The organism is Meridianimarinicoccus zhengii (assembly GCF_003254465.1).
GTDB classification, from domain to species: domain Bacteria; phylum Pseudomonadota; class Alphaproteobacteria; order Rhodobacterales; family Rhodobacteraceae; genus Meridianimarinicoccus; species Meridianimarinicoccus zhengii.
In genome coordinates, this window is record NZ_QDFI01000018.1 from 1 (window position 1) to 19179 (window position 19179).

The following is a 19179-nucleotide window of genomic DNA, read 5'->3' on the forward strand; positions in this document are numbered from 1 at the left end:
CCCGGCGACGGCACCGGCGGCCCCGGTCGCGGCCGACCCTACGGCCCCGGCTGCCGCGCCGATCCCGCTGCCCACGGCCGACCCGGCGGCCATCAGCGTCTTGCCCGGCGAACAGGCCGCAAGCCCGACCGCAGAGACGACCATGATGACAGGGGCAGGGGGCAACGGGCGCATCGGGTCAATCCTTCACCGCCGCCATCGTTTCCGCATCGTCCCCGCCCCTCGTGCACGGCGCGATGGCCTGCCCGCCGGGAAATGCCCCCGGCGAGCCGGTGAAGCCCCGGCAGTTGATCCGGGCGGTTGCATCGATGAGAACGGCCATGGCTGGTCCTCGCGTTCGTTATCCGGGAAACGCCATGGACACTTCGACCGTGCCCGGCGCTTCGTACCTGTGGTTGTCGGCGATCGTGCGCAGCGTGATGATGAGCGGCAGCTCCGCCGCGCCACGCACGATCCATTCGTTCGGTCCCCGCAGTTCGGCGCCCGCGTATTCCGGCCAGAGCGCGTTCGAAACGATCTGGCGCACAGCGTCCTCACCGAGATGGCGGGTCAACACCTTGCACAGGCCCATAGGCCCGTCCGCTGCCATCACTTCGGCCTTGGCCGTCTCCGCCGGGGCATCGAAGAAGTGGTCCACGCCGAGCGCGACACCATGGTCATTGGTGCCACGGTCGATCGCGCGATACGCAAAGCCCGACGACCCGAAAAGGGAACTGGCGCTCGATCCCGACATCATGCCGTTGGTGCACAGCGTGACGGCCAGCGCCACGTTTGCCCGGACCGCGTCCTCGAAGCTCTGCGAGGACGCCATGGGCGCGCTGGCCAGTGCAGCGACGAGGGTCAGCCAGGCAACACGCATCGGCTCAGCCCTTGACCGCCTTCACGATCTTCTCCGCGCCGTCCTTCAGGTTCTCGGCGGCGATCACGTTCAGGCCGGAATTGGCGATGATCTCCTTGCCCTTCTCGACATTGGTCCCTTCCAGACGCACCACCAGCGGCACCTGAAGCCCGACTTCCTTCACCGCCGCGATCACGCCTTCCGCGATCACGTCGCAGCGCATGATGCCGCCGAAGATGTTCACGAGGATCCCCTTCACGTTCGGATCGCTCGTGATGATCTTGAACGCTTCGGTGACCTTGTCCTTGGTCGCCCCGCCGCCCACATCGAGGAAGTTGGCAGGTTCCGCACCGTAAAGCTTGATGATGTCCATCGTCGCCATGGCCAGGCCCGCGCCGTTGACCATGCAGCCGATCTCGCCGTCCAGCGCGATGTAGTTCAGGTCATACTTGGACGCCTGCAATTCCTTGGGGTCTTCCTCCGTCTCGTCGCGCAGGGCGGCGATGTCTGGATGCCGGTAGATCGCGTTCCCGTCGAAACCGAACTTGGCGTCCAGCACCTTCAGGTCCCCGCCATCGGTCACGATCAGCGGGTTGATCTCCAGCATCTCCATGTCCTTGTCGGTGAACAGCTTGTAGAGCGTCCCCATCAACGCGACGCACTGTTTCACCTGCGGACCCTTCAGGCCCAGCTCGAACGCGATGCGGCGCCCGTGGAAGGGTTGGTAGCCGGTCACGGGATCGACCGAGAAGGACAGCAACTTCTCGGGCGTGTTCGCCGCGACTTCCTCGATGTCCATGCCGCCCTCGGTCGAGCAGACAAAGGAAATCCGCGACGTCACACGGTCCACCAGAAGCGCCAGGTACAGCTCCGTCTCGATGCCCGACCCGGCCTCGATATAGACGCGGTTGACCTGTTTGCCCGCGGGGCCGGTCTGGTGCGTGACCAGCGTGCGGCCAAGCATCTTCTGGGCTTCCTCGGCGGCTTCCTCCACCGACTTGGCAAGACGGACACCGCCCTTTTCACCGGCGGACGCTTCCTTGAAGCTGCCCTTGCCGCGCCCGCCCGCGTGGATCTGCGCCTTCACGACCCAGAGCGGGCCATCCATCTCGCCCGCCGCGGTCTTGGCCTCTTCGGCCTTCATCACGATCCGCCCGTCCGACACCGGCGCGCCATAGCTGCGCAGCAGCGACTTGGCCTGATATTCATGGATGTTCATGAAGCTGTCCCGTCCCTAGTGTATTGTCGCACCCGACTAAACACAGGATACGGGCCTCGGAAAACACCATAAGGTCGCAGTTCCGCAGATTTTACGGAAAAAGCGCCTTATGTGATCACAGCGAAAAAACGTGTGATCACAAACCTGCACGATGCAACGCGATCGCATGGCGGCGGCGCATCGGACGGGGCGACCGGCGGGGCTTTCCCAGCGTCAGGCGAATCACGTTCCCGCCCGGAACCCGCCGCCTGAACGCGAAAAGGCCGCGCCCCCCCGGGGGCACGGCCTTCCTGTCGTGGCGGCGGCGCGGTCCGCTCAGGCGAGCGTCTCGTCGATCCCCTTGCAGGCGGTCACGAGACCCTTCACCGCGTCCACGGACTTGTCGAACATGGCCTGTTCGTCCTTGGTCATGGAAATCTCCATGACCCGCTCGATGCCGCCTGCGCCGATCACCGTGGGCACACCCACATACATGCCCTTCAGCCCGAACTCGCCGTCGCACCATGCCGCGCAGGGCAGAACGCGCTTCTGGTCCTTCAGATAGGCCTCGGCCATCTCGATGGCGCTCGTGGCGGGGGCGTAGAACGCGCTGCCGGTCTTCAGCAGGCCGACGATCTCGGCCCCGCCGTCGCGGGTGCGCTGGACGATCGCGTCCAGCTTGTCCTGGCTCGTCCAGCCCATCTTCACCAGGTCCGGCAGCGGCACGCCCGCCACCGTCGAATACCGCGTCAGCGGCACCATCGTGTCGCCATGCCCGCCCAGCACGAAGGCGGTCACGTCCTTCATGGACACGTTGAATTCCACGCTCAGGAAATGACGGAAGCGCGCGCTGTCCAGAACGCCCGCCATGCCGCAGACCTTGGCATGGGGCAGGCCGGAAAACTCGCGCAGTGCCCAGACCATCGCATCCAGCGGGTTGGTGATGCAGATCACGAACGCGTCGGGCGCGTTGGCGGCGATTCCTTCGCCCACGGCCTTCATGACCTTCAGGTTGATGCCCAGCAGGTCGTCGCGGCTCATGCCCGGCTTGCGCGGCACGCCCGCGGTCACGATGCACACGTCCGCGCCCGCGATGTCGGCATAGTCGTTCGTGCCCTTCAGCGTGGCGTCGAACCCGTCGGCGGGGCCGGATTGCGCGATGTCCAGCGCCTTGCCCTGGGGGGTGCCTTCGGCAATGTCGAACAGAACGACATCGCCAAGTTCCTTGAGCGCGACGAGATGGGCAAGCGTGCCGCCGATCTGCCCCGCACCGATCAGGGCGATTTTGGGTCTGGCCATGGTCATTGATCTCCGATCCAGTGGATGACGTGCGCGGTGCGTAGTCCGATTGCCCCAGCGGTGCAAGCACGGGTGACGCGGCGTTCGGTTGCAGCCAGCGCGATCACCGGGCAAGAGTGCAACCGAAGCGGTGCCAGGGGCGTGGCGCAGCACCGGGGCAGGGCATGGATATCGACATTTTCTTTCTCGTGGCCGCCATCGGCGGGGTGCTGATTGCGGGCCTGTCCAAGGGCGGGTTCGGCGGCGGCGGGTCCTTCGTGGCGACGCCGATCCTCGCGCTGGTGATCGACCCGGGGCTCGCGCTCGGGGTGATGCTGCCGCTGCTGATGGTGATGGATGTCGCCGGCCTGCGCGCCTATTGGCGGCAATGGTCCGGGCCTGTCTCGCGGCGGCTGATCGTCGGCGGTCTGCCCGGAATCCTGCTCGCGGCAGCGGTCTGGCGGTTCGCCGATCCGGACCTGTTCCGATTCCTGATCGGGGCGGTGTCGCTGTGGTTCGTGGTCTCGCAACTGGGCCGCGCGCGGGGCTGGTGGGTGCCGCGCGCGCGGCCCTTGCCCCCGGCCGTGGGTTACGGGGTCGGCGCGGCGGCGGGTTTCACCAGCTTCGTGGCCCATGCAGGCGGCCCCCCGGCGCTGGTCTACCTGCTGTCGCAGGGGCTGACCAAGCTGCAGTTCCAGGCGACGACCGTGGCGGTCTTCGCCGTCTACAATATTCTCAAGGCGGGGATCTACGGCGGCATCGGCATCTTTAGCGCCCAGACCCTGATGCTGTCGCTGTGGCTCGCGCCCGTGGCGCTCGTGGGCGTGCTGATCGGCGTGCGCGCCCATCGCGCGATCCCGGAGCGGGCGTTCTTCGGCCTGACATACGTGCTGCTGACCGGGGCGGGGGTGAAGCTGATCTGGGATGCGCTGGGCTGATCGCGTGGCGCGCGGGTCCGACCGGAATCATATGGGATTCATATGCGAGTCATATGGAATTCATATGCCACCGCATCGATGACGCAGCGCAGCATTCTTCCGGCTTCGGGGTTCCCCGCGCATGATTATTATGCGATTGCAGCATCAGCAAACGAGGGAATCATGACCGCCACAGCCCGCCCCTTCCGTTCCGTTCTCTACATCCCCGGCGACAAGCCCCGCGCGCTCGACAAGGCCCGCGGCCTGCCCGTGGACGCCATCATCTTCGATCTCGAAGACGCCGTCGCCGTCGAGGCGAAGGCCGATGCGCGCGCCACGCTGGCCGATGCGCTGGCACAGGGCGGATACGGACAACGCTTTGGAATCGTGCGGATAAACGGGATGGACAGCGACTGGGGCAGCGCCGATCTGGACGCGATCCTGCCCGCCGGCCCGCAGGCCGTGCTGCTGCCCAAGGCGGAATCCGCCGCCCAGGTCGAAGCGGTCGCAGCGCGGCTCGACGCCGTGCCGGCCTGCGCCACAACGCAGATCTGGACCATGATGGAAACGCCGCGCGGTATCCTCAACGCGGCCGCGATTGCTGCGGCGCCGCGCATGGGCGGGTTTGTGATGGGCACCAACGATCTGGCGAAGGAGCTGCGCACCCGCTTCACCCCCGACCGCCAACCCCTTGTAACGTCACTGCAAATCTGCCTCCTGGCCGCCCGCGCGGAAGGCATCGCCATCGTGGACGGGGTCTATAACGCCTTCAAGGACGACGACGGCCTTCGCCGCGAGTGCGAACAGGGCCGCGACATGGGCTTCGACGGCAAGACCCTGATCCATCCCGCCCAGATCCCCGTTGCCAACGAGATTTTCGCGCCTTCTCAAGACGATATCGACCTCGCCCGCCGCCAGATCGAAGCCTTCGAGGCGGCGGAAGCCGAAGGCAAGGGCGTCGCGGTCGTGGACGGCAAGATCGTCGAGAACTTGCACATCGTGACCGCCCGTCAGACACTCAGCAAAGCCGAAGCCATCGCCGCACTGGAGAGCTGACATGGGATTCCCCTTTCTGATACTGGGACTTGCGCTATGGGTCGCAGCGCATCTGTTCAAACGGGTCGCCCCGGAACGGCGTGCCGCACTGGGCGACAAGGGCAAAGGCATCGTCGCCGTCCTGCTGCTTGTGTCGCTGGTCCTCATCGTTATCGGCTACCGCAACACGATGCAGATCGACCTGTGGTATCCGCCGTTCTGGCTGACGCATCTGAACAACGTGCTGATGCTGGCGGCTTTCTATTCCTTCGGCATCGGCGCCTCCAAGGGTCGCCACGCGCAGAAGATCCGCCATCCGCAACTGACCGCGGTGAAGATCTGGGCCGTGGCGCACCTGATCGCCAACGGCGATCTCGCGTCGCTACTGCTGTTCGGAACGATGCTTGGCTGGGCCGTGGCAGAGGTCGTGCTCATCAACAAGGCGGAAGGCCCGTGGCAGAAGCCCACCGAGATCCGCCCCAACGGTGACATCAAGAATGCGGTCATCGCCGCGGTTCTCTACGCCATTGTCGCGGGTATCCATGTCTGGCTCGGAGTCTATCCCTTTGGCTGACACTTCAACGCTGTACCGTTTCCTGTCGGGGGACGACACGTCCGAGTTCTGCCACAAGGTCAGCGCGGCACTTGCCCGCGGCTGGGCCTTGCACGGCAGCCCGACATACGCTTTCGACGCGACGCGCGGCGTGATGCGCTGCGGGCAGGCCGTGACCAAGACCGTTTCGGTTCCCTACGCGCCCGACATGAAGCTTGGGGACCAGTGATGGCCAAGACGAACCCGGGCCGCTTCTTCGAGGATTACACCGTCGGCGACGTGATCCCCCATGCCGTCCCCCGCACGGTGGCCGAAGGCGAGCGCGCGCTTTACCACGCGCTCTACCCGGCGCGCCACGCGCTCTATTCCTCGGACGTGTTCGCGCAGGATTGCGGACTGGACGGGTCGCCCATCGACGATCTTGCCGCGTTCCATGTGGTGTTCGGCAAGACTGTGCCGGACATCTCGCTCAATGCCGTGGCCAATCTTGGCTATGCCGAGGGGCGGTTCCTGCGCCCGGTCTGGCCCGGCGATACTCTGCGCGCGATGTCCAAGGTGATCGGGGTCAAGGAGAACTCCCACGGCAAGACCGGCGTGGTCTGGGTCCGCTCCACCGGGCTGAACCAGGACGATGAATCGGTGATGTCCTATATCCGCTGGGTCATGGTGCGCAAGCGGGACGAAGCCGCGCCCGCACCCGAAACGGTCGTGCCGAACCTGAAACCGGCGCTGGATGCGGCCGACCTTGTAATCCCCGAGGGGCTGGATTTCACCCGATACGATTTCGCGCTGGCGGGGGAACCGCATCGCTGGGGTGACTACGAGATCGGGGAAATCATCGACCACGTCGATGGCGTGACGCTGGAAGAATCCGAGCACATGATGGCCACGCGCTTGTGGCAGAACACCGCCAAGGTGCATTTCGACGCGACCTTCCGGCCCGACGGGCAGCGGCTGATCTATGGCGGGCACATCATCAGCCTGGCGCGGACGCTGTCCTTCAACGGGCTGGCCAACGCGCAGATGGTGGCGGGGATCAACGCGGGTGCACATGCCAACCCTGCCTTCGCCGGGCTGACCGTGAAGGCGTGGTCGGAAGTGCTGGACAAGGCCCCGACCGACGCGCCGGGGGTCGGCGCGATCCGGCTGCGGCTGGTGGCGGTCAAGGCCGGGTCGGAACCGGGCGCGCTGCGGGCCGAGGATGGGAAGTACCTGCCCGAGGTGCTGCTGGATCTGGACTACTGGGCATTGATGCCGACCTGACGCCCCCGACTGCTAGGGGAGGGCCCCATGAGTTTCGCAGAAGCCGTGCAGACGATGGCCGTGCCGCTGCGGCTCTGGGTGCTGTGGCTGACGGTCGCGATGGTGGCGGTGCCGCTGATATTGCTGATGTTCCGCGCAACCCGGCGCGACGGGGTGATCGTTCTGGCCAGCACCGTGGCGGTGATGGTGTCGATGCATGCGCTGTATCAGGCCGTCGGATTTGTCCGACTCCTCGGTCTGCCGCATGTGGTGATCTGGGGGCCGCTGGCGGTATGGCTGGCGTTCCGGTTGCGCGACGCTGCACTGCCGCGACCGGCGCGGGCGGTGATGGCGGTCTTCCTGCTGACGATATGTGTCTCGCTCGTCTTCGACGTGATCGATGTGGCCCGCTGGGTTGCCGGGGCGCGTGAGTCGATGTTGCCGGAGCGTGCAGGCTAAATTGTGATCACGAAATTTCCTGCTGTGATCACAAATCTTGTTCGTTATCGCTAAATATCGTGTCTTGCGCCAAAACACCGCGCCTGACGCAGGGTGCGGCCCGTGACTCGGTCGTGAAAGGTGATATCACTACGGCCATCAACGCATGTGGATATGCCAAAGGATTGCCCCCATGGCTGACGTCAACCGCGGGAACCGCCCGCTTTCGCCCCATCTTCAGGTCTATCGCCCGCAACTGACATCGATCACGTCGATCCTGACCCGCATCACCGGCAACGCGCTTCTGCTCGCCGCACTTCTGATCGTCTGGTGGCTGCTCGCCGCAAGTTATGGCCCCGACTATTTCGCAACCGCCGACGCTGTTCTGACTTCGTGGTTCGGGGATCTCGTGCTGGCGCTGTCGGTGCTGGGGTTGTGGTATCACACGCTGGCTGGCGTGCGGCACCTGGTCTGGGACTCCGGCCACGGGTTCGAGGTCAAGACCGCCGAGCGGATGGGCCTGGCCTGCATCGGCGGTTCCGTCGTTCTGACGCTCATCACCCTGATCGCCGTCTGAGGAGGCACCCATGGCATTCCTGACCGATATCAAGCGCGCGCGCGGCATGGGGTCGGCCAAGTCCGGCACCGAGCATCACTGGCAGATGGTCGTGTCGTCCGTGGCGCTTCTGGTGCTGATCCCGCTGTTCGTCTTTACCGTCGGGCCGATGATCGGCGCGCCCTATGAAGACGTCGTCGCCCATTTCGAACGGCCCTTCCCGGCCATCGTGACCGGGCTGACCATCGTCGTCGGGTTCCTGCATTTCAAGGGCGGTGTGCAGACCCTGATCGAGGACTATGTCCACGGGATGGCTCGCAAGGTCTGGATCATCGCCATGATCTGTCTCAGCTACGCGGCGATCGGCACCGGCCTGTTCGCGCTTGTGCGCCTTGCGCTGTGACCCCCCCGCGCGCTGTGATTTGACGGAGTGAACCGAATGGCTGCTTACGAATACGAGACGCATGAATTTGACGTCGTTGTGGTGGGTGCGGGCGGCGCCGGGCTGCGCGCGACGCTGGGCATGGCGGAACAGGGTCTGCGCACCGCCTGCGTGACCAAGGTGTTTCCGACCCGGTCGCACACGGTGGCGGCACAGGGCGGCATCGCGGCCAGCCTTGGCAACATGGGCCCCGACAGCTGGCAATGGCACATGTACGACACCGTGAAGGGGTCTGACTGGCTGGGCGATACGGACGCGATGGAATACCTCGCCCGCGAGGCGCCCAAGGCCGTGTACGAGCTGGAACATTACGGCGTGCCGTTTTCGCGCACCGAGGACGGCAAGATCTACCAGCGGCCCTTCGGCGGGCACACCACGCAGTTCGGTGAAGGCCCGCCCGTGCAGCGCACCTGCGCCGCGGCGGATCGCACGGGCCACGCGATCCTGCACACGCTCTACGGCCAGTCGCTGAAGCAGAAGGCGGAATTCTACATCGAGTATTTCGCCATCGACCTGATCATGTCCGAAGACGGCACATGCCAGGGCGTTCTGGCGTGGAAACTGGACGACGGCACGCTGCACCTGTTCAACGCCAAGATGACCGTGCTGGCCACGGGCGGCTATGGGCGGGCCTATTTCTCGGCCACCTCGGCGCATACCTGCACCGGCGACGGCGGCGGGATGGTGGCGCGGCAAGGCCTGCCGCTGCAGGACATGGAATTCGTGCAGTTCCACCCGACAGGGATCTATGGTGCCGGGTGCCTGATCACCGAGGGTGCGCGGGGCGAGGGCGGGTATCTGACCAACTCCGAAGGCGAGCGGTTCATGGAACGCTACGCGCCGACCTACAAGGATCTGGCGTCGCGCGACGTGGTCAGCCGCTGCATGACGATGGAAATCCGCGAAGGCCGCGGCGTGGGCCCGGATGGCGATCACATCCACCTGCACTTGAACCACCTGCCGCCCGAAACGCTGCACCTGCGCCTGCCCGGCATTTCCGAGTCCGCGCGCATTTTCGCGGGCGTGGACGTGAACAAGGAACCGATCCCGGTGCTGCCGACCGTGCACTACAACATGGGCGGCATTCCCACGAACTACTGGGGCGAGGTGCTGAACCCGACCGCCGATGACCCGGACCGGCTGGCACCCGGCCTGATGGCCGTGGGCGAGGCCGGCTGCGCGTCTGTGCACGGGGCAAACCGGCTCGGCTCCAACAGCCTGATCGATCTGGTGGTCTTCGGGCGCGCCGCGGCCATCAAGGCGGGTGAAGTCGTGGACCCCAAGGAACCGAACCCGCGGGTCAACACGGCTTCGGTGGAAAAGGCACTCGACCGGTTCGACGCGTTGCGCCACGCCAACGGCACCACGGGCACGGCCGAACTGAGGCTCGAGATGCAGAAGACCATGCAGCAGGATGCCGCCGTCTTCCGTACCGACAAGACTCTGGCCGAGGGCTGCGAGAAGATGGACAGCGTCGCCGGCAAGATGGACGACCTGAAGGTCACCGACCGGTCCATGGTCTGGAACACCGACCTGATGGAAACGCTGGAACTGACCAACCTGATGCCCAACGCGCTGGCGACGATCCATTCGGCCGAAGCGCGCAAGGAAAGCCGCGGCGCCCACGCGCATGAGGACTATCCCGACCGCGACGACGAGAACTGGCGCAAGCACACGCTGGCCTGGGTGAACGGCAAGGTGGACCTTGATTACCGCCCGGTGCACCTGAACCCGCTGATGGGCCACAACGAAGGCGGCATCGACCTCGCCAAGATCGCGCCCAAGGCGCGGGTCTATTAAGGAGCGAACGACATGGTTCAACTGACCCTGCCCAAGAACTCGCGTATCACGATCGGCAAGACATGGCCGAAGCCCGAGGGGGCCAAGAACGTGCGGAAATTCCAGATCTATCGCTGGAACCCGGATGACGGGAAGAACCCGCAGGTCGATACCTACTATGTCGACCTCGACACCTGCGGGCCGATGGTTCTGGATGCGCTCATCAAGATCAAGAACGAGATCGACCCGACGCTCACGTTCCGCCGGTCTTGCCGCGAAGGCATCTGCGGATCGTGCGCGATGAACATCGATGGGATCAACACGCTCGCCTGCATCTACGGGATGGACGAGATCAAGGGCGACGTGAAGATCTACCCGCTGCCGCACATGCCGGTGGTCAAGGACCTGATCCCGGACCTGACGCATTTCTATGCGCAGCACGCGTCGATCATGCCCTGGCTGGAAACCAAGACCAACACCCCCGCGAAGGAGTGGCGCCAGTCGGTGGAAGACCGCGAAAAGCTCGACGGTCTTTATGAATGCGTCATGTGCGCGTGCTGCTCGACCTCGTGCCCGTCCTACTGGTGGAACGGCGACCGCTACCTTGGACCCGCGGCGCTGCTGCACGCCTATCGCTGGATTATCGACAGCCGGGACGAGGCGACGGGCGAGCGGCTGGATGATCTTGAGGACCCATTCAAGCTCTATCGCTGCCACACGATCATGAACTGCGCCAAGACCTGCCCCAAGGGGCTGAACCCCGCGAAGGCGATCGGGTCCATCAAGAAGATGATGGTCGAGCGGCACGTCTGATCCGATGTTGATGACGGGACTTGCATTGGCCGCCCTTGCCGGGGCGGCCATTCCGTTTGGGGCATGGCTCGGCACTCGTGGCTTTGCGCCCGGCCCGAACACGCTGGCCCTGCAACACGGAATCGTGGCGTTCGGGGCCGGGGCGCTTCTGTCCGCCGTGGCGCTGGTACTGGTGCCCGAGGGGGCCGAGCGCGTGCATCCGGTCGCGGTGCCGCTGATCTTCGTCGCGGGCGGTGCGGCCTTCGCCTTCGTGGATCGGGCGCTGGCGCGTCGGGGCGGGCATGTGGCGCAGTTCCTTGCCATGATGCTCGATTACCTGCCCGAGGCGCTGGCGCTGGGGGCCATGCTGGCGGGCGACCGCGCGACGGCGATACTTCTGGCGCTGCTGATCGCCATGCAGAATCTGCCCGAAGGGTTCAACGCCTTCCGCGAGATGCGCGGCGCCAACGGTTGGTCGGACCGGCGGCTACTGGGCCTGTTCAGCGCGATGGCCTGCCTGGGTCCGGTCATGGCCTTCATCGGCATGGCGGTGATCGAGGCGGATTCGCCGCTGCTGGGCGGGATCATGCTGTTCTCGGCGGGCGGTATCCTTTACCTGCTGTTCGAGGACGTGGCCCCAAAGGTGCCGCTGGAAAACGTCTGGGCGCCGCCCTTCGGTGCCATTGCCGGGTTCGCTTTGGGTCTGGCCGGGCATCTGGCGACCGGGGGTTAGGCCATGCCGATCCTGCTGATCGTCGCCCTCGGCGTGTTCGTCTGGATGCTGCTGACCTATCGCGCCCGGCAGCGCACGAAAAACTGCCGCTGGCGCGAGGATCGCAGCCGCGACACGCCGGAGGGGCGGTATTTCACCTGCGTGTCCTGCGGGGCGGAGACGTTCAGCCCCGACAACATGCCGCCCCGCGTCTGCCTGAAACCCGAAGGGTCCGAAAGATGAAGCCAGCCGAGCCACGCCACGCTGCCCCTGCCGATGCCGAGACGCGCCGCGCCGTGGCGCCGGTGATCTGCTATCCGCCCGATACGCTGCCGCAACCCGACATGGCCCGGTATCGCGCGGCACAGGACGGCATGGTTGCAGCCGGCGCGGTGACGGTGCCCCCGCGCGGTGCGGCCTGCTTTCGCGTGCGGGCCGGGCAGTTGTTTCGTATCACTTGTACCGAAGGGGCGCAGGTCGGGGACCTGAATCTCTGGGCCGCCGATGACCTGTCCGAACGATTCTACGCGGGCAAGACCCGGGCGCTGCACGGCACGCATCTGTCCACGGGCGATCGGCTCTGGTCCGCGTTTCCGCATATGCGGCCCATGGCGACGATCATCGACGACAGCCTCGACTGGTACGGGTTCGACGCCGATGGCGGGTCGGTTCATGACGTGATCGGCACGCGCTGCGACCCCTATACCGGGCGGGTGCTGTCAGGGACGGATTATCACCACTGCTGTCATTCCAACCTGACACGGGCGCTGGCCGCCGCAACGGGTCTGTCGCTGGCCGAGGCCGAGCACCATGTCCACGACGTGCTCAACGTCTTCATGTGCACCGGGTTCAACCGAGACACGGGGCAATACTTCATGAAGGCAAGTCCGGTGCGCCCGGGAGATTACCTGGATTTCATGGCCGAGATCGACCTGCTGGGCGCGTTGTCCGCCTGCCCGGGCGGCGATTGCGGAGCGGAACACTCCAGCGACACTGCGTCCTGCCACCCGCTGCTTGTGCAAGTCTTCGACCCCGCGCCCGGCAGCATGGAAGGCTGGGCACCGCCCGCACGCAATGCCTATGGCGGCGGGCACGGCGCTTCGGGTTAGGTCTCGGCGAAGGCGGCTGTCAGGGCGATCTCGACCATGTCGGCGAAGCTGTTCTCCCGCTCGCGGCCCTCGAGTGCAGCGCCGGTCAGAAGGTGATCGCTAACGGTCAGGATGGCCAGCGCGCGCGCGCCATGCCTGGCGGCGAGGGTGTAAAGCTCCGCCGCCTCCATCTCCACCGCCAGAACCCCGTGGCGTGTCATCTGCTTGTTCAGATCGGGGCGTTCGTCGTAGAACGTGTCCGATGAATAGATGCCGCCCACATGGGTCGGCACGCCCTTCGCCTTCGCCGCATCTGCCGCCGCGCGCAGGAGGCTGTAATCGGCGCAAGGCGCGTAGCGCAACTCGCGGAAGATGGTGGAAGACGGCGTCGACACGCTGGAACAGGTCATCGCGAGTACTAGGTCGCGCAGGCTGACATGATCCTGCATGGCACCCGTGGAGCCGATCCGGATCAGGGTCTTCGCCCCATAGTCGCGCAAGAGTTCGTTCGCGTAGATGGACAAGGACGGCATGCCCATTCCCGACCCGTGGATCGTGACCCGGTGGCCGTTCCACGTGCCGGTATAGCCCAGCATCCCGCGCAGATCGTTCACGCAGACCGGATCGGTCAGGAATGTCTCGGCCGCCCATTTCGCCCGGCGCGGATCGCCGGGCATCAGGACGGTTTCGGCGATGTCGCCCGGCTTGGCGGCGATGTGGATGGTCATGGCGCTTCCCCGTCTGCACGTTGCGCGTGCGACCTTAGGAGCGCACTGGCGGGGGGGAAAGCACGATCTGGCGGCTACGGGCTATTCCGCGGCGACAGCTTCGGGGTCGGCCAGTGTCACGATATCGAACATGATCCTGTTCAGCTCGAAATCCTTGGGCGTATAGACCCGCGCGACACCCATGGCGCGCAGTTTGCGGGCATCGTCTTCGGGGATGATGCCGCCGACCAGCACCGGGATTTGGTCCAGCCCCTCGGCGCGCAGCTTGCCCATCAGGTCTTCGACCAGCGGCATGTGGCTGCCCGACAGGATCGACAGGCCGATGACATGGGGTTCCTCGCGCCTGGCGGCGGCGATGATTTCGTCCGGGGTCAGGCGGATGCCTTCGTAGTCGATCTCCATCCCGCAATCCCGCGCGCGGAACGCGATCTGTTCGGCGCCGTTGGAATGGCCGTCCAGCCCCGGCTTGCCCATCAGGAACTTCAACCGGCGGCCCAGCTTGTCCGACACCGCATCCACGGCGGCGCGGATATCGTCCAACCCCTCGGTCTTGTTGCTGATCGCGCGGCTGACACCGGTCGGGCCGCGATACTGGCCGAAGACCTGTCGCATGGTTTCGGCCCATTCCCCCGTGGTCACGCCCGCCTTGGCGGCCGCGATGGATGGGCCCATGATGTTTGTTCCATCCTGCGCCGCCTTGCGCAGGGCCGCCAGCGCCGCAGTCACCCCATCGGCATCCCGCGCCGCCCGCCAGTCGTTCAGACGCCCGATCTGGTCGGCCTCCACGCCCGGATCGACGGTCATGATGCCACCCTGCTCGTCCACCAGCGGCGAGGGTTCGCCCTCGACGTAACGGTTCACGCCGACGACCACTGTGACCCCCGTTTCGATCCCGTTCACACGGTCGGCATTGGCATCGACCAGCCGGCCCTTCATGTACTCGATCGCGGCGACGGCCCCGCCCATCGCGTCGATATTGGTCAGTTCGGCGCGGGCGATCTCTTTCAAAGCTTCGACCTTCTGTTCCACCGCCGGGTTGCCGTCGAAAAGGTCATCGTATTCCAGAAGGTCGGTCTCGAACGCCATGATCTGCTGCATACGCAGCGACCATTGCTGGTCCCACGGGCGGGGCAGGCCAAGCGCTTCGTTCCAAGCGGGCAATTGTACGGCCCGGGCGCGCGCGCGCTTGGAGAGCGTCACCGCCAGCATCTCGATCAGGATGCGGTACACGTTGTTTTCGGGCTGCTGCTCGGTCAGGCCAAGCGAGTTGACCTGCACGCCATAACGGAAACGGCGGAATTTTTCGTTTTCCACGCCATACCGGTCGCGGCAGATTTCATCCCAGAGGTCCACGAAGGCGCGCATCTTGCACATTTCGGCCACGAACTTGATGCCCGCGTTGACGAAGAAGCTGATCCGCCCGACGAGGATCGGGAAATCGTCCTCGGGCACCTTGCCCTTCAGGTCGTCCAGCACCGCACAGGCGGTGGCCAGCGCGAAGGCCAGTTCCTGCTCGGGCGTCGCCCCGGCCTCTTGCAGGTGATAGGAACACACGTTCATCGGGTTCCATTTGGGCACGTTGGTGTAGCAATAGGCGGCCACGTCCGTGATAAGCCGCAGCGACGGGGCGGGCGGGCAGATATAGGTGCCGCGCGACAGGTATTCCTTGATGATGTCGTTCTGGACCGTGCCCTGAAGCTGCGCGATATCCGCGCCCTGTTCCTCGGCCACGGCGATGTAGAGCGCGAGCAGCCACGGCGCCGTCGCGTTGATCGTCATCGACGTGTTCATCTGTTCGAGCGGGATATCGTCGAACAGCGTGCGCATGTCGCCCAGATGGCTGATCGGCACGCCGACCTTGCCGACTTCGCCGCGCGCCAGTTCGTGATCGCTGTCGTAACCCGTCTGTGTGGGCAGATCGAAGGCGACGGACAGCCCGGTCTGCCCCTTGGCGAGGTTCCCGCGATAGAGCGCGTTGGACGCCTTGGCCGTGGAGTGGCCGGCATAGGTGCGAAACAGCCAGGGCTTGTCTCTCGGAACGTCACTCATCGGTCGCCTCTCACCGTTTGATTGCGTAATTAACATGCGCAGAAATGGCCATACTTGAAATAAACTGTCCCTGTCAATGTGCTGCGCCGCGGCAGGGCCAGCGCGGAAACCGATCGCCCCACGTGGAAGGATATCGGATAATGCTGCAAAGCAAAGTGAAACGCAGCGGCTTCTGGCAAGCTGATACCTTTGCGCCGTTCGTTGTTGCGTTGCAGCGTTGCGCCGGGCACGGTCACCGGCAGCGCATCGAGCGACTATAACCGGCAAATTTGCTGCATACTTGGACAGAAAGTTTCAAATGGTGACCCTTGTCCGTTGCAATGTTGCGCGGCTCCGTCTAAGCCATGGCCAAATGGCGCGTCGATTCTGCGGCGCGGCACCGGCTTGAAGGATCAAGGAGGCTCCATGGCACTGGACAAGAACCCGGCGATCGCCGCGTATGAAGCACCGCAGAAGGACCTCTATGAAGTGGGCGAGATGCCCCCGATGGGGTTCGTTCCGCCGAAGATGTATGCATGGGCCATCCGGCGCGAACGCCATGGTGAACCCGACAAGTCCTTTCAGGTCGAAGTGGTCGATACGCCGACACTCGACAGCCACGAGGTGCTGGTTCTCGTGATGGCGGCGGGCGTGAACTACAACGGGGTGTGGGCCGGGCTCGGCGTCCCGATCTCGCCTTTCGACGGGCACGGGCAGCCCTATCATGTCGCCGGGTCCGATGCGTCTGGCATCGTTTGGGCGGTGGGCGACAAGGTCAACCGCTGGAAGGTGGGCGACGAGGTCGTGATCCACTGCAACCAGGACGACGGCGATGACGAGGAATGCAACGGGGGCGACCCGATGTATTCGCCCAGCCAGCGCATCTGGGGATACGAAACCCCCGACGGGTCTTTCGCACAGTTCACGCGCGTGCAGGCCCAGCAGCTCATGCCCCGGCCAAGGCATCTGAGCTGGGAGGAGTCGGCCTGCTACACGCTGACGCTCGCCACGGCCTACCGGATGCTGTTCGGGCATCACCCACACGAGTTGAAGCCCGGTCAGAACGTGCTGGTCTGGGGCGCATCCGGCGGGCTGGGGTCCTTCGCGATCCAGCTGGCCAACACCGCGGGCGCGAACGCCATCGCCGTGATCTCGGACGAGGACAAGCGCGACTTCGTCATGGGGCTGGGCGCGAAGGGCGTCATCAACCGCAAGGATTTCAATTGCTGGGGGCAATTGCCGCCGGTCGGCACGACCGAATACAACGAATGGTTCAAGGAAGCGCGCAAGTTCGGCAAGGCGATCTGGGACATCACCGGCAAGGGCAACAACGTGGACATGGTGTTCGAGCACCCCGGCGAATCGACCTTCCCGGTTTCCACCTTCGTGTGCAAGAAGGGCGGCATGGTGGTCATCTGTGCCGGCACGACCGGGTTCAACTGCACCTTCGACGTGCGCTACATGTGGATGCACCAGAAGCGCCTGCAGGGTAGCCACTTCGCCCATCTCAAGCAGGCGTCCGCGGCCAACAAGCTGGTGATCGAGCGCCGGATCGATCCCTGCATGTCCGAAGTCTTCCCCTGGGCAGAGATACCGGATGCGCACATGAAGATGCGGCGCAACGAACACAAGCCGGGCAACATGGCCGTTCTGGTGCAGGCGCCGCGCACCGGTCTGCGCACCTTCGAGGACACGCTGGAGGCGTCTGTCCAGGCCTGATCGTATCGATCCGCATCACGCCATTGACGGGGCCGTCCCGGCGGGGGCGGCCCTTCGTCTTTGCGGGGTGTGTTTCGGATCAATGGCTTGGCGCTAGTAGCCTCGCCATTTTGGGGAAGCCCGTTGCCGCGAGTATTCCGGCACGAAGCGCCATGCTACCGTGGGTTTAACGGTTTCTTAAGCAATAGGGGTAAGGGTGATGCGCGATGACTGGGTTCTCGACGTCCTGGCGGATTTGCGAGCCTTTGCGCGCCAGAATGCATTTTCGGCCTTGGCGGAACAACTCGACGACACCATTATCGTGGCGGCGGCAGACATCCATCGGACCTGCCAGGTCCAAGCGGGGCGGGCGGGCGATCATGAAGGACAAGCTGGAATCGCTCATCACCGGTCTGGAGGCGGCGACTTCCCATGCTGATCTTCAGGATGTCATCATCGGCCTGCGCGATGTCTACGACGTCGACCATATTGTCTATCACGCCGTCAACAGGTCCGGTCAGCAATACGCGGCGCTGACCTATGACCCCGACTGGGTCGATCGGTACATCGAGAAGGAATATGCCCGGATCGATCCGGTGGTGCAGGGCTGCTATCAGCGGTTCCACCCGGTCGACTGGAAGATGCTCGACTGGTCCAGCCCCCGCGCGCGGAACTTCATGGGCGAGGCATCGGAAGCCGGTGTCGGCAACCAGGGTCTGTCGGTGCCTATCCGCGGCCCGAACGGGCAGTTCGCGCTGTTCACGGCCAGCAGCCGCAGTTCGGACCAGACATGGGAACGCTATGCGCGCAGCAACGTGGGCGAGCTGATCCTCGTGGCGCATTTCGTCAACCAGAAGGCGCTCGAACTGGACAACGGCACCGATGTCCAGAAAACCGCCAGCCTGTCCCCGCGGGAGGTCGATACCCTCAGCCTTCTGGCGATGGGGTATTCGCGGGCACAGGCCGCCGACAGCCTGTCGATTTCCGAGCACACACTGCGGGTATATATCGAATCCGCGCGGTTCAAGCTGGGTGCGCAAAACACGACTCATGCCGTTGCCAAGGCCATCGCCCACGGGCTCATAGCCGTCTGAACATCGCGTTAATGCACCGCGCGCAGGCGCCGCACGCGGTTAAGCGATTCGCCTCGAAGGTCTGCCAATGAACAGATCACAGGGGACGACGACAATGCTGCACTACATCTACGCCGACCAGCTGCATCTTCATCCTGGCCTGCGCGACACGATGTTCCGCGACCGGGCCGATCAGTTCGCAAGCCGCCTTGGCTGGGAGGTCGCGGTCGACGCCAACGGGGAAGAACGGGACGCCTATGACGCGCTGAACCCGCTATACGTCATCTGGGAAAACGCCGATGGCAGCCATGGCGGGTCCATGCGGTTCCTGCCGACTTCGGGTCCGGTCATGGTCAACGACCACTTCCTGAACCTGCTCGATGGCCATCCGATCCGTAATCCGCTGGTCTGGGAATGTACCCGGTTCTGTCTGGCGCGCAACTCCGCCCCGCGCGTCTCGGCGGCGCTGATGCTCGCGGGGGCAGAGTTGGGGCTCGGGTTCGATCTGACCTTTTCGCTGGGCGTGTTCGATGCGCGCATGGTGCGGATCTACAGTCGTCTCGGTTGGCCGCCAATGGTGCTTGGGACCGCCGGCGAAGGCCGCGACGCGATCAGCGCGGGTCTGTGGAGCTTCTCCGAAACGCGGGCCAACGCGCTGGCAGAGAAGGCGGATATCCCGCGCGGTTTGTCGCGGTTGTGGTTCCACAAGGCGATGTCGTGCGGCGAACCTGCTCACGCGCTCAAGCGGATTGCCTGACCCTCTGGCAGACCGTCGCGGCAGGGG

General features: G+C 64.9%; 22 protein-coding genes. 16 read left to right on the forward strand and 6 right to left on the reverse strand.

Translation table 11 applies throughout. The annotated features are described in order from the left end of the window. Nucleotides 1-178 precede the first annotated feature (178 nt). The 4 genes from DDE13_RS22800 to mdh all read right to left on the reverse strand — a co-directional run bounded on the left by DDE13_RS22800 (nucleotide 179) and on the right by mdh (nucleotide 3335). A complete protein-coding gene (locus tag DDE13_RS22800) occupies nucleotides 179-322 on the reverse strand; it encodes a hypothetical protein (RefSeq protein ID WP_162630911.1) in 144 nt (47 codons plus the stop codon). A gap of 18 nt (nucleotides 323-340) precedes the next feature. Beyond that, nucleotides 341-859 carry a hypothetical protein gene (locus tag DDE13_RS07860; protein WP_111403170.1) on the reverse strand — a complete coding sequence of 173 codons (519 nt, stop codon included), beginning with the start codon at nucleotides 857-859 and terminating at the stop codon, nucleotides 341-343. 4 nt (nucleotides 860-863) lie between these two features. Continuing rightward, a complete protein-coding gene (sucC, locus tag DDE13_RS07865) occupies nucleotides 864-2057 on the reverse strand; it encodes an ADP-forming succinate--CoA ligase subunit beta (protein WP_111403172.1) in 1194 nt (397 codons plus the stop codon). Nucleotides 2058-2372: 315 nt separating this feature from the next. Beyond that, a complete protein-coding gene (mdh, locus tag DDE13_RS07870; protein ID WP_111403289.1) occupies nucleotides 2373-3335 on the reverse strand; it encodes a malate dehydrogenase in 963 nt (320 codons plus the stop codon). Between the two features lie 164 nt (nucleotides 3336-3499). Between mdh and DDE13_RS07875 the strand changes: the two genes are divergently transcribed. From DDE13_RS07875 to DDE13_RS07935, 13 genes are all read left to right on the forward strand, one after another. Then, nucleotides 3500-4252, forward strand: a complete 753-nt coding sequence (locus tag DDE13_RS07875) for a sulfite exporter TauE/SafE family protein (RefSeq protein WP_111403174.1) — start codon at nucleotides 3500-3502, stop codon at nucleotides 4250-4252. Between the two features lie 162 nt (nucleotides 4253-4414). After that, nucleotides 4415-5287: an HpcH/HpaI aldolase/citrate lyase family protein gene (locus DDE13_RS07880; RefSeq protein ID WP_111403291.1), complete on the forward strand. Its 873-nt coding sequence runs from the start codon at nucleotides 4415-4417 to the stop codon at nucleotides 5285-5287. A 1-nt stretch (nucleotide 5288) separates the two neighbouring features. Beyond that, nucleotides 5289-5840: an NnrU family protein gene (locus DDE13_RS07885; RefSeq protein ID WP_111403176.1), complete on the forward strand. Its 552-nt coding sequence runs from the start codon at nucleotides 5289-5291 to the stop codon at nucleotides 5838-5840. Further along, entirely contained in the window at nucleotides 5833-6048 is a 216-nt protein-coding gene (locus DDE13_RS07890) for a DUF1737 domain-containing protein (protein WP_235868634.1), read from the forward strand. The genes DDE13_RS07885 and DDE13_RS07890 overlap by 8 nt, the downstream gene beginning before the upstream one ends. Beyond that, on the forward strand, nucleotides 6048-7082 hold the full coding sequence (locus DDE13_RS07895) for a MaoC family dehydratase (RefSeq protein WP_111403180.1): 1035 nt from the start codon (nucleotides 6048-6050) through the stop codon (nucleotides 7080-7082). Before DDE13_RS07890 ends, DDE13_RS07895 begins: the two co-directional genes overlap by 1 nt. A 27-nt stretch (nucleotides 7083-7109) precedes the next feature. Next, a complete protein-coding gene (locus tag DDE13_RS07900) occupies nucleotides 7110-7520 on the forward strand; it encodes a hypothetical protein (protein WP_111403182.1) in 411 nt (136 codons plus the stop codon). A 172-nt stretch (nucleotides 7521-7692) separates the two neighbouring features. After that, nucleotides 7693-8076 (forward strand): succinate dehydrogenase, cytochrome b556 subunit, encoded by a 384-nt coding sequence (gene sdhC / locus DDE13_RS07905; RefSeq protein WP_111403184.1) that lies wholly within the window; start codon nucleotides 7693-7695, stop codon nucleotides 8074-8076. Nucleotides 8077-8086: 10 nt separating this feature from the next. Further along, the gene (sdhD, locus tag DDE13_RS07910; RefSeq protein ID WP_111403186.1) at nucleotides 8087-8458 is read left to right on the forward strand and encodes a succinate dehydrogenase, hydrophobic membrane anchor protein; all 372 of its coding nucleotides are present in this window, start codon (nucleotides 8087-8089) and stop codon (nucleotides 8456-8458) included. 36 nt (nucleotides 8459-8494) lie between these two features. Then, nucleotides 8495-10297, forward strand: a complete 1803-nt coding sequence (gene sdhA / locus DDE13_RS07915) for a succinate dehydrogenase flavoprotein subunit (RefSeq protein ID WP_111403187.1) — start codon at nucleotides 8495-8497, stop codon at nucleotides 10295-10297. A 12-nt stretch (nucleotides 10298-10309) separates the two neighbouring features. Beyond that, nucleotides 10310-11089 (forward strand): succinate dehydrogenase iron-sulfur subunit, encoded by a 780-nt coding sequence (locus DDE13_RS07920; RefSeq protein ID WP_111403189.1) that lies wholly within the window; start codon nucleotides 10310-10312, stop codon nucleotides 11087-11089. A gap of 10 nt (nucleotides 11090-11099) precedes the next feature. Then, nucleotides 11100-11801, forward strand: a complete 702-nt coding sequence (locus DDE13_RS07925; RefSeq protein ID WP_235868635.1) for a ZIP family metal transporter — start codon at nucleotides 11100-11102, stop codon at nucleotides 11799-11801. A gap of 3 nt (nucleotides 11802-11804) precedes the next feature. Further along, complete coding sequence (locus DDE13_RS07930) at nucleotides 11805-12023, forward strand: hypothetical protein (protein ID WP_111403193.1); 219 nt, start codon at nucleotides 11805-11807, stop codon at nucleotides 12021-12023. Beyond that, complete coding sequence (locus tag DDE13_RS07935; protein WP_111403195.1) at nucleotides 12020-12889, forward strand: urea carboxylase-associated family protein; 870 nt, start codon at nucleotides 12020-12022, stop codon at nucleotides 12887-12889. The genes DDE13_RS07930 and DDE13_RS07935 overlap by 4 nt, the downstream gene beginning before the upstream one ends. Here DDE13_RS07935 and deoD read toward each other — a convergent pair. Both deoD and DDE13_RS07945 read right to left on the reverse strand, forming a co-directional pair. Next, nucleotides 12886-13596, reverse strand: a complete 711-nt coding sequence (deoD, locus tag DDE13_RS07940; protein WP_111403197.1) for a purine-nucleoside phosphorylase — start codon at nucleotides 13594-13596, stop codon at nucleotides 12886-12888. The two genes, DDE13_RS07935 and deoD, sit on opposite strands and share 4 nt — an antisense overlap. A gap of 81 nt (nucleotides 13597-13677) precedes the next feature. Beyond that, on the reverse strand, nucleotides 13678-15645 hold the full coding sequence (locus DDE13_RS07945) for a protein meaA (RefSeq protein WP_111403199.1): 1968 nt from the start codon (nucleotides 15643-15645) through the stop codon (nucleotides 13678-13680). Nucleotides 15646-16050: 405 nt separating this feature from the next. Here DDE13_RS07945 and ccrA point away from each other — a divergent pair, with 405 nt between their 5' ends. The 3 genes from ccrA to DDE13_RS07965 all read left to right on the forward strand — a co-directional run bounded on the left by ccrA (nucleotide 16051) and on the right by DDE13_RS07965 (nucleotide 19152). Continuing rightward, nucleotides 16051-17343, forward strand: a complete 1293-nt coding sequence (gene ccrA, locus DDE13_RS07950; RefSeq protein ID WP_111403201.1) for a crotonyl-CoA carboxylase/reductase — start codon at nucleotides 16051-16053, stop codon at nucleotides 17341-17343. Between the two features lie 359 nt (nucleotides 17344-17702). Further along, a complete protein-coding gene (locus DDE13_RS07960; RefSeq protein WP_111403205.1) occupies nucleotides 17703-18416 on the forward strand; it encodes a helix-turn-helix transcriptional regulator in 714 nt (237 codons plus the stop codon). A 94-nt stretch (nucleotides 18417-18510) separates the two neighbouring features. Beyond that, nucleotides 18511-19152, forward strand: a complete 642-nt coding sequence (locus DDE13_RS07965) for an acyl-homoserine-lactone synthase (RefSeq protein WP_111403207.1) — start codon at nucleotides 18511-18513, stop codon at nucleotides 19150-19152. Nucleotides 19153-19179: the final 27 nt, after the last annotated feature.